At 44.4% G+C, this 14,816-nt stretch carries 14 protein-coding genes; 4 read left to right on the forward strand and 10 right to left on the reverse strand.

What is annotated here, in order from left to right; translation table 11 throughout:
• Positions 1-9 precede the first annotated feature (9 nt).
• The 4 genes from opp4C to H70737_RS20085 form a co-directional block, all read right to left on the reverse strand.
• Positions 10-933 (reverse strand): oligopeptide ABC transporter permease, encoded by a 924-nt coding sequence (opp4C, locus tag H70737_RS20070; protein ID WP_156113156.1) that lies wholly within the window; start codon positions 931-933, stop codon positions 10-12.
• A gap of 16 nt (positions 934-949) precedes the next feature.
• On the reverse strand, positions 950-1,903 hold the full coding sequence (locus tag H70737_RS20075; protein ID WP_042190021.1) for an ABC transporter permease: 954 nt from the start codon (positions 1,901-1,903) through the stop codon (positions 950-952).
• Between the two features lie 55 nt (positions 1,904-1,958).
• The gene (locus H70737_RS20080) at positions 1,959-3,707 is read right to left on the reverse strand and encodes an ABC transporter substrate-binding protein (RefSeq protein ID WP_042190023.1); all 1,749 of its coding nucleotides are present in this window, start codon (positions 3,705-3,707) and stop codon (positions 1,959-1,961) included.
• Positions 3,708-3,941: 234 nt separating this feature from the next.
• The gene (locus H70737_RS20085; protein WP_042190026.1) at positions 3,942-4,844 is read right to left on the reverse strand and encodes an ArsR/SmtB family transcription factor; all 903 of its coding nucleotides are present in this window, start codon (positions 4,842-4,844) and stop codon (positions 3,942-3,944) included.
• An 884-nt stretch (positions 4,845-5,728) separates the two neighbouring features.
• On the opposite strand from H70737_RS20085, the gene H70737_RS20090 reads away from it, so the two are divergent.
• Entirely contained in the window at positions 5,729-6,022 is a 294-nt protein-coding gene (locus H70737_RS20090) for a GNAT family N-acetyltransferase (protein WP_042190028.1), read from the forward strand.
• An 83-nt stretch (positions 6,023-6,105) separates the two neighbouring features.
• Positions 6,106-6,951, forward strand: a complete 846-nt coding sequence (locus tag H70737_RS20095; RefSeq protein WP_042190030.1) for a GNAT family N-acetyltransferase — start codon at positions 6,106-6,108, stop codon at positions 6,949-6,951.
• 78 nt (positions 6,952-7,029) lie between these two features.
• Here the strand turns inward: H70737_RS20095 and H70737_RS20100 are convergent, their stop codons facing one another.
• The 4 genes from H70737_RS20100 to H70737_RS20115 all read right to left on the reverse strand — a co-directional run bounded on the left by H70737_RS20100 (position 7,030) and on the right by H70737_RS20115 (position 9,751).
• Positions 7,030-7,785, reverse strand: coding sequence for a hypothetical protein (locus H70737_RS20100; protein ID WP_156113157.1), 756 nt, complete (start codon positions 7,783-7,785; stop codon positions 7,030-7,032).
• 25 nt (positions 7,786-7,810) lie between these two features.
• Positions 7,811-8,263 (reverse strand): flavodoxin, encoded by a 453-nt coding sequence (locus H70737_RS20105; RefSeq protein WP_042190032.1) that lies wholly within the window; start codon positions 8,261-8,263, stop codon positions 7,811-7,813.
• Between the two features lie 169 nt (positions 8,264-8,432).
• On the reverse strand, positions 8,433-8,798 hold the full coding sequence (locus H70737_RS20110; RefSeq protein WP_042190035.1) for a VOC family protein: 366 nt from the start codon (positions 8,796-8,798) through the stop codon (positions 8,433-8,435).
• A gap of 92 nt (positions 8,799-8,890) precedes the next feature.
• The gene (locus H70737_RS20115; protein WP_042190037.1) at positions 8,891-9,751 is read right to left on the reverse strand and encodes a helix-turn-helix domain-containing protein; all 861 of its coding nucleotides are present in this window, start codon (positions 9,749-9,751) and stop codon (positions 8,891-8,893) included.
• A 228-nt stretch (positions 9,752-9,979) separates the two neighbouring features.
• On the opposite strand from H70737_RS20115, the gene H70737_RS20120 reads away from it, so the two are divergent.
• Entirely contained in the window at positions 9,980-10,843 is an 864-nt protein-coding gene (locus H70737_RS20120) for a class I SAM-dependent methyltransferase (protein WP_042190039.1), read from the forward strand.
• 3 nt (positions 10,844-10,846) lie between these two features.
• A complete protein-coding gene (locus H70737_RS20125) occupies positions 10,847-11,593 on the forward strand; it encodes an RluA family pseudouridine synthase (RefSeq protein ID WP_231573316.1) in 747 nt (248 codons plus the stop codon).
• 44 nt (positions 11,594-11,637) lie between these two features.
• Here the strand turns inward: H70737_RS20125 and H70737_RS20130 are convergent, their stop codons facing one another.
• Together H70737_RS20130 and gyrA are read right to left on the reverse strand one after the other, a co-directional pair.
• Complete coding sequence (locus H70737_RS20130; RefSeq protein WP_042190041.1) at positions 11,638-12,069, reverse strand: MarR family winged helix-turn-helix transcriptional regulator; 432 nt, start codon at positions 12,067-12,069, stop codon at positions 11,638-11,640.
• A gap of 204 nt (positions 12,070-12,273) precedes the next feature.
• Entirely contained in the window at positions 12,274-14,715 is a 2,442-nt protein-coding gene (gyrA, locus tag H70737_RS20135; RefSeq protein ID WP_042190043.1) for a DNA gyrase subunit A, read from the reverse strand.
• Between the last annotated feature and the right edge of the window lie 101 nt (positions 14,716-14,816).

The following is a 14,816-nucleotide window of genomic DNA, read 5'->3' on the forward strand; positions in this document are numbered from 1 at the left end:
GAGGGTCACCTACCTCTTCTGTTTAGGATCAAGTACGTCCCGGAGTCCGTCACCAAAAATATTGATCGCGATTACTGTCGCGAAGATGGATAGCCCAGGTGGAATCCACAGCCACGGCCGATCCTTGAAGTCGATCATATTATTCGCTGCGTCAATCATATTGCCCCAGGTTGGCGTTGGCGGCATAACACCTAGCCCAAAAAAGCTAAGAACCGATTCACTCAGAATAGCGCCACCGATGTTGAGCGTTGCCATAACGATCAGTAGCGGGATAATGTTCGGCAGCAAATGGTTAAATAATTTACGCCGATCCCGAAGGCCTAATACTACAGCTGCTTGCATAAACTCACGTTCTCGCAGACTAAGCATTTGCCCCCGTACCATACGCGCCATACCTGGCCAGCTCACAATGCTGAGCATAAGCATAACGATATACATCCGGTAGTCCGTTGGAATCTTCCACTCTGATAATAATGCTCCAAAAATAAAAAGCAGCGGCAAACTCGGAACCGTCAATAAAAGATCCGCAATCCGCATTATGATTTGATCGGCGATTCCGCGGTAATACCCAGCTATGGCTCCCAAAAGAGCCCCGATAAACACTGAAAGAACCATTGATGCCAGTCCTACTGTTAGTGAAATGCGTCCTGCCTGCATCACCCGGGTCAAAATATCTCTGCCCAGCGCGTCAGTGCCAAGCCAATGCTTCATATCAGGGGCCTTGTTCATCAGTGCCATATTTATTTTGTTATCCGTATAGGGTGAGAACAGCGGGCCAATAAAACAAAGCGCAAACATAAAGATCACTACCACAAACCCGGATACCGCCAGCTTGTTCTTCAGCAACCTCCGAAGGGATTGCCGGAATAAAGAGGATTTTCCTTTGGTGGTCTGGGGTTTCGAGATACCCGCTACATTACTTTGAACTGCCACGTCAGCTTCCTCCTCTCTATAGCCGAACTCTAGGATCGGCAATCCGGTACAAAACATCCGAAAGCAACGTTCCTATGACGGTAAGTATGGCAATAAACATCGTAAAGCCCATCAGCAAAGGATAATCCCTAAGTCCGAAGGACTGCATATACAGCTGGCCAATCCCAGGCCAATTGAATATTTTTTCTATAATAAGTGATCCGCCAAATAGTGCTGGAAGCTCGAAACCAACCAGAGTAATCGCAGGCAATAAAGCATTTCGCAGAGCATGTGTAAAGAGCACCTTTCGCTCCCTTAGGCCTTTAGCACGGGCGGTGCGGATATAATCCTGTTTTAAGACATCGATCATATTACTGCGGAAATAACGGGTGAGTGAGCCCAATCCAAGGAGGGTCATAACAACAACCGGAAGGGTCATATGCGTTACAATCTCCTTAAAATACGCCAGACCCGTAGCATTACTACCTGTCGTGATTATTCCACCCGGAGGGAGCCACTTGAGATCGACGGCCAGGATTTTGATCAGGAATAAGCCTATAAAAAATGACGGCAGTGACATTGCTGCGAATATAGCGATCATCACGAGAGTATCGAACCATGAATATTGCTTATAGGCTGAAATCACACCAATAATAACTGCAATCACCCACGTCAGAAACGTGGAAACGGCAGCCAGTAGAAAGGAATTCCAAATATAATCATTAAAAAGCTGCAGCACAGGCTTTTGTTGGGCTAAGGAATACCCGAAATCGCCATGCAGCGCATTCTTCATCCAGATTCCATACCGCTCAAGCATCGGCTTGTTCAAGCCGTAGATCTCACGCAGCTCAGCTTTACGTTCTGCAGTCAATTTGATATTTCCAGTTATGAAATCGCCGGGGGTTGATGCATACAGGCAGAAGATCAATAATGATGCCGCAAATAAGATAATGACCATGTACAACAGTCTTTTCGATAAATAAGCGCTCATGACAGACTCCTTATGATTTGTCCCCTGCTCATCAGAGCAGGGGACACTGTTTTATTTATTTCAGGCTCCAAGTTGGCAGACTGCCAGCAAGACCGATGAACGGGCTGACCGATAGATTCTCAATACGTCCGTTATAGGCGTATACAGTCTTTTTGTAACTTGTGAAAATAATAGGCAGTTCATCATTGAAGAGCTGATACAGCTCTTTGTACACCGCTTTGCGTGCTTCAATATCAGTAGTAGCTAAGGCTTTATTGTATAGCTCCAGGAATTTCGGATTGTCATAATCCGTGATTTCTCCATCGAAGAATTGCATAAACCCGTCAGCCGGATCAGTTAACATACTTGTGGAGAAGGATACAAGATCGTAGTCCCCGCCTTCTACCTTAGATACCAAAGAGTTAAAGTCTGCAAAAACCTCAGGCTGGAAATCGATACCCAGTGCTTCAAAATTCTCTTTAGCTACAGCAATGAAAATATCTGTATTTTTGCTCTTAGAGCCGAGGTAGTGAATGGTAAGCGGTTTGCCATCTTTTTCACGGATACCACCCGCGCCTACTGTCCAGCCTGCTTCATCCAGCAATTGTTTTGCTTTTTCCGGATCATATTTGTAAGGATTAATGCCTTCCTCCGTGTAAGACCAAGAGATAGGGGATGCCGGGATGTTGGCAATTGAGCCTGCACCTTGCGCTGCATCTACATAAATACTCTGACGATCCAGACCGTACACAATGGCTTGACGTACAAGCTTATCCTTGAGCTGTTCATGCTTCAGATTGACTTGCAAATAACCATAGGTGCTTGGAGTGTAAGGAATAATATTCACAAAACCGAGCGCTTTCAGCTTCTCGATATTCTCGTCTGTCGCACTAAAAGAAGCGTAGTCTACCTCACCTGTTTCTACGAACTGCCATACATCGCCTTCCGTAGTTTTATAAATGAAATGTTCCGTTTTTGGTTTACCTTTGAAATAATTCTCATTCGCCACAAAACGTACTTCTTGCCCCGGAATAAATTTCTCCAGCTTGTAAGGTCCATCTCCAAGTGGCTTCTCATGCAGCTTCTTGATGTATTCAAGATCTCCAAATTTATAGTCCTTGCCATAGTAAGCTTTCGACAGAACATTCGAGCCGAGCTGTACCAGCGCTGTTGCGTTTGGTTGCTCAAGCGTCACTGAGATCGTCTGTGGATCAATCACTTTAATCCCTTCTATCGCTGTAGAAGTACCTTCTTTATAGGCTTTGCCGCCTTTAACATTTAGTGATGGGAGCTGTGAGCTACCGTCATACGATTTGTCGTATTGGATCGTCCAAGTAAACGCTACGTCATCCGCTGTCAATGGTGAACCGTCGCTGAATTTTAGATCTTTTCTCAAGTGGAACGTATATGTAAGCTGATCATCCGAAACATCCCAGCTCTCTGCAAGCTCCGGTGTTGGAACGCCTTTATCGTCTACAGTTACGAGAGAAGCGTATAGCAGTGAAGATACATTGCCATCATAACCACTTTGCTGAAAATACGGAGTAAAAGCTCCGCTTGGGTCCGTTAACCCTACGATAATGGTGTCTGTACGTTTCTGTGCAACTGCTGGAAGTTTGGACAAATCGGTTGCGGTAAAAGGCTCGCTTAGCGCACCCGCAGGAACAGTCTCTGGTGTAGTTGTTGCTTCCACATTGGTTGAATTGGACCCTGCAGCCGCATTGTTCGCGGACGAGGATTCGTTATTACTGTTGTTAGCGCAAGCAGAAAGTAACAGTGAACCCGTAAGCAGTAATGAAGTGATTACAATCGCATTTTTTCTCATGTACCTATCTCCCTTTTCTCTCTAATAGAATAATAACTATAATTCCTACCTGTTAAGTATGAATAACTTCTGATGTTCATTATAGAAAGGTTTTCGAGTTCTGTAAAGAGAGAACTTTAAAAAAATTCTCTATAAACAGAATCACAAGAAAATTAAGACACATAAAAAAAGCCAAAACCCTCTCTGTATAAGAGAATTCTGACTTTTAGATCGTTATATTTTTTTGTGAAATGATTATTTCAAATAATCGAATAGCTGCTCATTCATCCGATGAATGCCTTCCAGGCGTAGACTATATCCGGTGACATTCTCCCCTTCAATATAGGCATGAAGCAAACCCGCACAACGAAGATTAAAAATATGATCGTGAACAATTCCCTTCGAGATCCCCGCATGCTTAACAATTTCGGTGAATGTTTTGCGACCACCGCTAAGAGCATGGAGAATTTTCAGGCGGCTTTTTTCACCCAGACTACGAATGGCTCTATACATAAAAGGTGAAATTTCCTCGTTCTCCATCGAAATCCAGGCCGCATAATGACAGATTGTTAATTCACCGTAGCAATAGATAATATTAGCAGGCTGAAAATGATACTGTGGAATTAATACAAGCTTCTTAAGCCCATCCGTAGGCATGAAATAGAATCCGTTGGTCGTTTTGTTCACAAAATCAGCAGTATCCAGTTCATTAAGCTCCATGTTCTTCAAATCCGTATGCTGCTGTAATTTGCTTAGAATCGCAGGATTGCATTGACTAAAGTACTGGCGGTTCCATTCGGAGAGTAAAAATACTACGCGATTACGGTAATCCTCCATATGGCTTGGAAATACCATTACATATTTTGATAAGGTCTCATATAACTCGCCAACTGTTAACCCTTCAATCCAGTTCAGCACACTGTCTACATCATCCTTGAATGGACAACAGTAAATGAGCAGATTCAACATTTTCCATTCATTGTTTAGTTCGGTTTCCTTCAGACGGGATAATAGTTCCTCACTTAGGGTGCTTTCAATTTCAGTAACCCACGCTACCCCTAGGTCAATCTTCTTATAGGATTTTTTGCAGAGATAAGTATGTAAGCTATTCAATAACTCATAAATCGATCCAAATTCAACCTCAACTTTGTATTCCACAATGATTCCTCCTGCTAGCGGTTCTTTTCAGTAGTGAGATATTCTCTTAATCTTATTGTATTATCCTGAGAATACGCAAGCTACTTTATAAACGGGAGTGTATAAAAATTCATTGACTGCTGCTTGACTACTGTTTGAATGCAGAATTTATTTGCATCTCTCTTTGATTTTGAGATTGCGAGAGTCTAAGCAAGGGAATTGCTACTCATATGCAGCAGGACATTAAAGTGCGATTTCAACGGTGAACACGTCCCCGTACGAAGTTGCTATCGGGCATAGTGGGCCTTATAAGCAGTATTCCCCCCAATTTGGGGTTCTATCAGACTCCATAGGCGCTATTGGCATAGAAATCGCCTAATTTATGCTTTTTCCTAAGGAATAGCTGCAATGGAGTCCGAAACTTTACTCAAACGGCTAAAAATTTGCTAATAACGTCATCTGAGTCCGAAAGCTCCAGTGGATGATTATGATAACAGGAGTTTTTGGCACGCTGAGGTCTCAAGAATTCCCATGAGTCCGGCTGTCCTGGATATTCCTGCGTTAGAGTGCCAGGAATGTCTGGGCCGGCTTGCGTATCCAGCACACTAGGTTGTCCAGAAATTCTACCCCTTCCACCTTCTCGGCTCGCCAAAAGTCACCCATCACGTCTGCCTCCTATCCCCATTCCGCAAAGCCAAACTCCTTGCAGAACAAACATTACAAAGCAACTGCCTTTAGTAACATGAGCGCATCATTCACACCAATAATCCTAACTTCCTCGATAAATCCATCTATGGAACGCCATCAAACGTCCAGGGCGAGCAATCATTCTGCTTCGTTCCTCGCTTTTTGCAAATCGTGGTAGTAAAATATAGGCAATAACAATTTAGGAGTGAAGCCATAAGATGCAAATTCAAACTGGAACAGGACGTTTTTTTGTTGCGAATGACGGTAAGGACCTTGCCGAGATCACATACAGTTTGGATAAAGATGCTGGGGAATTGGTCATTGACCACACTCGTGTCTCTGAGGAACTGCGCGGTCAAGGTACCGGTGAAGAACTTGTACGGGCTGTTGTAGATAAGGCTCGAAATGAAAATTTGAAAATTGTTCCTGTGTGCTCCTATGCAGCTCATCAATTTGAGAAGCATCCGGAGTATAAGGACGTGCTGAGCGGGAACACAGGCGAGCGAGACTGATCTCCGTTCCCGTTTCCGTGAAGCTTTATTGACCTATTCGAACTAATACACTTAGTTCAAATACACTTTAGGAGGAAACGGGTTTGACTACTACTGATACTTTGAGAAATATAGAAGAATTACAAGAACGCTGTGAGCAATATGATGGAATTTCACTGAAATTGAATTGGGATATGCTTCGCCAGCCATCAAGCGTAGGAGATACGGAATGGCTCGTGACATATGAAGATGATTTACTCGTCGGCTTCTTAGGACTTTATGGATTCGGAAGCGATATGGAGGTCTGTGGCATGGTTCGACCAGGCTACCGCCGACGGGGCATCTTCACCTCACTGTGGAACCGAGCGCAAACTATTATCAAACGGGGCAATGTTGCTACCCTACTTCTAAACGCTCCTGCTGCCTCATCATCTGGTGTAGCATTCCTTCAAACGCTACCACTAGAGTTTAATCACGCGGAATACCAAATGAAATGGGGCGAAAATTCGGTTGCTTCTTCTGAAGCAAGCTCAGCCACAGGGACTGTGATCTTACGCCCTGCTCGTGAAGACGAAGCCCCAATTCTCGTTGAGCTGGATTGTGGAGGCTTTGACATAAAGACTGAAGATGCTGCCGAACTCTATGACCTGCAGAAACAGGAAGGCCTGCAAGAACATATTATGATCGAAATGGACGGACAACCTGTTGGTAAAATGCGGCTGTGGACCGAAGATAATGAAACCTGGATTTATGGATTTACTGTCAGCAAGAAGCTACGGGGGCTAGGCATTGGACGAAGTGCACTTCTTCAAACGATCGAACGAGAACGTAAAAACTATAATGGAATTAATCTCGAGGTCGCTCTAGATAATCCCAATGCGCTTAAGCTATATGAAAGCTGTGGCTTTATCATTCAGAATAAACAGGATTATTACCGTTATATCGGCTAATCCATAGAATTAAAGCCTCCTGTCTAATGGGCGTTCTCGCCTGTAGAGCAGGAGGCCTTATTTTATTATTAGGAGTAATCACATGAGCCCAAAGCCTCCAACATTAGCTTCGCCTCTATCATTTCTACGGTCGCTACAGTTTAATGAGCCATCAGCGTGCACTTCCTGCTCCAGAAATACAGATAACAATCGAACATAATCCAAAGACTCCTTATACGGGACTGCATTTCCCTTGTAAGAGTATTTACGACCCTCTAGCAAGGAGTAGATTTCCACGGTCTCCGCAGGTTCACCGTAAGCCGCATAACAAAAGACGTTAGTCATATGCAAAAAGCCCGCAATAGTATCCTCATTGCCATTCACCATAAATTTCTGAATGTTTAGGCTTCGACCATTCTGAGTAGAATTCCAAGCTAATTGAGTAATCATCGAAAGCTCCAAGCTCAGCTCCGGGACTGGCACATACCACTGCTCGTATAGCATTACCGGAATTTCCAGTAAATGATTGGTCGAAACGATACGCATTAGTTCATCCGCTATACTCGTCTTGATATCCCAATATTGCAGTAATGAAGGAAAAGCATCCCCCCTAGGTGGCCAACGACGCTCTAACAGAAATTGTATCGGTGTCTCCCTTCGAACTTCAGGCAGCAAACTATAAAAGTCGTTAAGTGTATGCCCTACAGCATATTGAACCTGCTGGCGCCAGCGTGGGAGCCCGGTCGCTGGAGCTCCGCTTGATAAATTCTCGGCCCCTCCAAGCATAATGTGCTCCACTCGATAATCATGCAGTCGTTTATATGGAGGCGTATGTAAATTCACTTGTTTCTTCATCCAACTTCCCGCTGGCCCGCCCATCCTATGATGCCACCATACAAGCTTCGATAAATTGACGACCGAATTGACGGCAAGCTTCTTTTTCAGCAGCGTTCGGGCCATATTCAATCTTAAGACTATCCTGTAATATCACAGCTCCACGTTCCTTTAACTTCTCCACGAATAAGTCCACGGCTCCACAATAAATCGCGTAACCTGTGTCTCCACTGCCAAAAACTGCTGATTTCATAGCGGTCAAATCAAGCTCATCCATCTCCTCATAGAAATCAAGAGCTTCATCAGGTAGCTCACCATCTCCCCAAGTGTATGCTCCTAACAGAACGCCTTCATATGAATTTATCTCAACCGCGTTACATTCAGTGACCGATTTCAAAACGGCTTCACCGCCTGCTTGGCGTATTCCCTCTACAATCAATTCAGCCATTTCCTCAGTGTTTCCAGTTAGACTGGCGTATGCCACTAGCACTTTAGTCATCTTTCTGTTCCTCCCATTACTAAACATAAAATTTAAATGATGTGTGCTTCACCCTCATTCTATTTGATAATGATTATCATTGTCAAATGAATAAAATAAAAAAAACGCAAACTCCCGTTTATTCACACGGTTGATGTTTGCGTTCAATCCCTTTTTTGTTCAAAATTATTTAGTATGCTCCTTCGAGCAAGGTAATGTGATTACCATCTGGATCGCGGAAATTCATTTCTTTCCCGCCATACGCCATCGTAACCGGTGGCTGACAATCCAGTCCCTTAGCCTTTAACTGCTCGTACGTCTCATCGAGATTATCGCAGCTGAATACTAAATTAACAAAGCCAGTCGTGAGCTTTTCCCATTTCGTCTCATCCCAAATGATGATTCCAGGCTGCTTCTTGTCGAATCCAATCTTTGCGCCATCAAAATTGCCGTAGCCTTCGAACGGAATTGGAATCCCTAGCACCTCCGAATAAAATGCAGCCAACGCAGCAGTATCCTTAGTGTAGATGTTAGTACCTTCAAAAGACGAAATCATAATTTGTCCCCTTTCATTCTCATCATCATAGTGCCCATTTCTTACTTGAGTTTAACAAGGCTAGCACCCTTTGTATTGCAAAATTGCGACATTTATCTGCCCGCATAGACTAAAGCCTCAAGTGGTGTTCTTCCTGCATATTTCTTGAAACTGTTTATAAAATGAGGCTGGTGGCTGAATCCATACGTAAAAATAAGATCCTGCATATTCTTCGTCTGCACAGGCAGTTGATACATTTCCCGCCATACATTCTGAAATCGCACAAGGTCAGCTGTTTTTTTAGGTGATACACCTATGTATTCTTGAAAAAGTCTTTCGAGTTGGCGTCGGCTTAGATTAGAGCTGGTTTCCAAATCCTCAGCTGTTACCACACCCTTTTGTTTAATTAGGGTATAAATTGCATTCATCATCCGATCATTAGTCCGTCCACCACGCTCAAGACGCTGAAAAAGATAAGCCTCAGCTGCCACTATCCTATCATTCATAGAATTTGCTTGTTCCAGCAGAAGTCCTAGCTCTTTTTTAAAAGTACAAAAGTATTGGTCCACATCTACAAATGCATTCAGGACATCCCGCAGATGGTCATCTGCAAAAAAATGAACGGCCCAGAAATGAAATCGGATACCAAAGGTTGAGATCATACCTTCCCCTCTGTCTGAAGGGACTTCAAAAGGAGCATCATTGATGCCGGAAAAAACGGTAGTTGTTAAGCCTGTCAACTCATTCAGATTCCAAATAATGTCCATGCATGTATCTGGAATAATTGTTTCCATTCGAGGTTCGTAACCAGATGCCTTGTCCACTACGTGAACGGATGCCTCTGTAGGAATACGCGGTGTAACAGCCCCCCAGAAACAGCGAATATATGGCTGCAAAGCTTGACTGGGTAGAAATTCACTAGTTTGTGCTGGATTTGCAGTTATCGGGAAATATAGAGGCGCAAGATTGAACATAAGCTGCTATTCTCCGATCATAAATATTGTAAAGACTCTGATATCTGATCATACACAATCATTGCTTGATCTACCAGAATAATAGCTGTGAGCATGGAAATATTATACACATAATCTTCATTGGATAAAATAAGTAGAGTGTTGAGCTTGTGCGTATTTTGTTTGTAGCTATATGGTGAAATGATGTACAATAAAGGCTAAATGAATTTTTGAAGGATGGATTAAAAAATGTATATAGCTAGCGACTGGAAAGACTATGAAGTAATTGACACTGGCGGTGGAGAGAAGCTTGAACGTTGGGGTGACATTATCCTGCGCCGTCCGGATCCACAAATTATTTGGCCACTCTCCAATGAGACAGCGAAATGGCGTGATGTACACGGTCATTATCACCGTTCCTCAGCCGGTGGTGGACAATGGGAAATGAAAAAAACAATTCCGGATGATTGGAAAATTAGTTACGGAAAATTAAAATTCCATTTACGTCCTACAAATTTTAAGCATACAGGGTTATTCCCTGAACAAGCGGCCAACTGGAGCTGGATGATGGACAAGATTGCGGCTGCTAACCGTCCGATCTCAGTACTGAATCTATTTGCTTACACTGGTGGAGCTACTGTAGCCGCCGCAAGTGCCGGCGCTTCTGTTGTTCACGTGGATGCAGCCAAAGGAATGGTGCAATGGGCAAAAGAAAATGTCCAGCTGTCCGGTCTGGGCGAGCGTCCAGTTCGCTACATCACGGATGACGTATTCAAATTCGTACAACGTGAACAACGTCGTGGTAGTAAGTATGATGCGATTATAATGGACCCGCCTTCCTATGGAAGAGGACCTGGCGGAGAAATGTGGAAGCTGGAATCCAGCTTATATCCTTTCCTTGAGAGCTGTATGCAAATAATGAGCGACAAACCTTTGTTTATGCTAATCAATTCATACACCACTGGGATTTCTCCAACTGTCCTACGTAATATGTTGTCGATGACCATGGGTAAACGTTATGGCGGGAAGCTCACCTCCGGTGAAATCGGTCTTCCGATCACTTCCTCCGGCATGAACCTGCCATGCGGTATTCTGGGACGCTGGGAGGCGTAAGCCATGACACAGCATTTATCTGGCAGCAACGAGCCGCTGGACGGAATGTCGAAGCGCTTTGAAGTGTTATACGAAGATAATCATCTTCTAGGCATAGTGAAGCCCGTGAATATTCCTGTTCAGGAGGATGCTACTGGAGATCCTGATCTGCTCAACCTGCTCAAAGAAGATGTGAAGGAACGCTTTAACAAGCCTGGCAACGTCTATATGGGGCTAGTCCACCGCCTGGATCGTCCGGTTGGGGGTGCAATGATCTTTGCCAAGACATCAAAAGCAGCCTCAAGACTATCCGAGTGTGTCAGAACTCACAGCTTTCATAAGGTGTACTTAACGGTCGTGCACGGAAAACCACCAGCATCTCATGGCCGTCTTACCGATACGCTGCTTAAAGACGCCAAGAGCAATACCGTCACTGTAGTCCGGAAAGGAACACCCGGCGGTAAGGAAGCCATTCTGGATTACACAGTACTTGGCAGCGCTGAGGGTTACAGCCTGCTCAAGATCGATTTACTTACCGGTCGTTCACATCAAATTCGAGTGCAGCTTAGCTCCATCGGCTGCCCCTTATACGGTGATCAGAAGTATGGAGCTTCGGTGAACAGACCTGGACAGCAAATTGCACTGTGGTCTGCACTTGTAGGTTTTCCCCACCCTGTTACTAAAGAAGAAGTAGAACTTATTTCCCTGCCTCCGCAAACCCATCCTTGGGATTTATGGTCCAAGGAATTACAAAAGAAGGCTATCCGTTAATGGATGGCCTTCTTTTTTTTGAAATAAAGTGTTGTTGTATATATTCATGGTGTAGAACCTTCCGGTGCAGTTGTAACAACCATTTTGCCCATTAAATAGAGTAGTAGCTGTTGGTTATGAGAGGATATCGGATCAAGCGCTTCTGCAAAAAAATCACTGCGGATCTTCAAACCACGTGCAGTCTCCTGCGTTCCAATTTCCGTTATACTCACCCATACAATACGGCGATCCGCAGCATCTCTCTCCCGAATGATAAGCCCATTTTTCTCCATCCGATCAAGTAACATAGTAACCGCTGCAGGACTGGTCGCCAGATGTGGAGCCAGATCAGAAGGCTTCATGGCATCACGTTCTTGAAGCAGTTCAAGTACTGTGAGTTGGGCATCCGTTAGCGATGGGGCAAGATTACTGTCCATATGTAGTTTGTAATCTTTTAAAATTTTATGCCAAATTTTACTGAATTCAGAAGCGTGCACACTGATTCCTTCCTTTCCTTGCGGTTCTATCCGGTATAACTACATTTTCGCGAAACAAATTCCATTTCCTGCAAAAGAAGAAAAATAAATCTTCTAAACTGATAAGCGGGAAAATTAAAAAAAGGCACTTAGTCAGTTCTCAAGAAGAATTGACTAAGCACCTTGATAAGTTATTTTAACAAATCTGTTTATTACTAGTTTATTTTACTTAACTGCCGGGAAAAGATTAACAATCTCATCCTTTTTCTCCACAGGAACAATCTGTTTGCCTGTAGAACGACGCTCTCCAAGTGGTGCAGATTCAGAAGAGAATGTATGATGTGCATTCTCCCGTGTAATTGCATTAAGTTCCAACGGTTCTCTGCAATAGAAAGCCCCTGCCAATTTACTGCCATTTGGTCGTACTCGCTTGCCTTCCTTAAATTCAAAGGTTGGCATCCCTTTGCCACCGCGGCTTTGAGATGGATAATCCACTAGTAATGAACGTTTCGCATATCCGATATCGGAGATAGAAAGGATCTCACCTTCATCTTCACTGACCCAGAAGCAAGAAATCACCTCATCGCCCTCACGAAGCTGAATGCCTCTTACACCGGATGCAACACGGCCCATAGGATTAACTTCATTCTCATGGAATCTAATACTCATTCCTTCACGAGTCACGAGTACAATATCCTTGTCATTCGTACTAGTAGCCACTGTAATGATCTCATCACCGTCTGCTACCTTACAGGCTGCTACGGCTCCAGAGCGGCTTGTAGAGTATTCCTTGAGCTCTGTACGCTTAACCTGACCTCTGCGGGTGATAAACACCAGGCTTTGCTGCGGATCATCAAGATTATTGACCGGAATCACGCTAATGATTCCATCCCCTTTAGACAATCCGATAACGTTAACAATCGCAGTACCTGGTTCTTTCCATTTAAACTCTGGAATCTGGTGAACCGGAAGTAAGAAGTACTGCCCCTTGCGCGTAAAGACCAGCAGACTGTCACGGGTATTCACATCGAGCAGCTTAACGATATGATCGCCTTCTTTAACGCCTGATGTATGACGTTCCCCACCAGAGCGAGTAAAGGAAAGCATACTTGTACGCTTAATATAACCGTCTGCGGAAAGTGCTACTAGCACATCCTCTGCGTTGACCAGCGCTTCAAGGCTAACCTTAAGCTCCTCAACTTCGCCTTGGATCAGCGAACGGCGATCGATCCCGTATTTGTCGCGGATCTCCAGCAATTCCTTACGGATTACAGCTACGAGCTTCTTGTCACTTTCCAAAATGCCACGCAGATGTGTAATCTTTGCCATCATTTCATCCAATTCTTTTTGGAGTGAAGTAATCTCCAAATTCGTCAGACGATACAATTGTAAGGTAAGAATAGAATCCGCTTGACGTTCACTGAACCCGAACATCCACACGAGATTGTTCTGAGCATCCTGACGGTTCTTCGATGCTTTGATGGCAGCGATGACCTCATCCAGAATATTCAGCGCCTTAACCAAGCCCTCTAAGACATGAGCACGGTCTTCTGCGCGTTCCAGATCAAATTGGGTGCGATGAGTCACTACTTCACGCTGATGCGCAATATAAGCCTCCAGGATGGCTTTAAGACCAAGCTGTTGCGGAGCCTTGTTGACAATCGCCACCATATTGAAATTATAGGTGATTTGTAGATCGGTTTTTTTGAGCAGATACGCCAAAACGCCTTGGGCATCCGCTTCTTTCTTGAGTTCAACCACAATCCGAAGTCCTTCTCGTCCACTCTCATCACGAACTTCAGCAATGCCATCGATTTTCTTCTCTAATCGAATATTCTCCATGGAGGTAACTAGTCGTGATTTTACAATCTGGAATGGAACTTCCGTAATCACGATTTGTTGCTTGCCGCCACGCATATTTTCAATCTCAGTCTTGGAGCGTAAATAAATACGGCCTTTACCAGTGCGGTAAGCATCCATGATGCCGTCTCCGCCCATAATAGTGCCGCCTGTAGGGAAATCCGGACCTTTCATAAAGGTCATGATATCTTCAAGTTCAATATCCGGCTTCTGCATCACTGCGATACAAGCATCAATAACCTCACGTAGGTTATGTGGCGGAATCTCAGTGGCAAAGCCTGCGGAAATCCCACTCGTGCCGTTTACGAGTAGATTCGGATACCGGGAAGGAACAACCACAGGCTCTTTGGCTGTATTGTCAAAGTTGTCCTTAAACAGCACCGTCCGCTTCTCGATATCACGCATCATCTCCATTGCAATCGGAGATAAGCGTGCTTCTGTATAACGCATTGCCGCAGCTGGGTCATCGTCCATCGAGCCCCAGTTGCCATGACCGTCAACGAGAACATGCCCCATCTTCCATGGCTGTGCCATTCGAACCATACCGTCGTAAATCGAGGAGTCACCATGTGGATGGTAATTACCCATTACATCCCCGACGGTTTTGGCCGATTTGCGGTACGGCTTGTCAGGCGTGTTGCCAGAATCGTACATCGCATAAAGAATACGGCGTTGTACAGGCTTAAGTCCATCGCGTACATCGGGAATCGCCCGGTCCTGAATAATATATTTGGAATACCGACCAAAGCGGTCACCGACGACCTCTTCCAGAAAAGCCGGCAAAAATTGTTCTGATAAACTACTCACTTGGCTCACCTTCTGTTCCTCAAACTGCCCGTTTTAAAATAGTGTGGTAATTCTCATGAACACTCCAGGGATTTTTGGACTTCCGGCCGCTGTTGTCTCCA

This window comes from Paenibacillus sp. FSL H7-0737 (genome assembly GCF_000758545.1).
Classification (GTDB): domain Bacteria; phylum Bacillota; class Bacilli; order Paenibacillales; family Paenibacillaceae; genus Paenibacillus_AQ.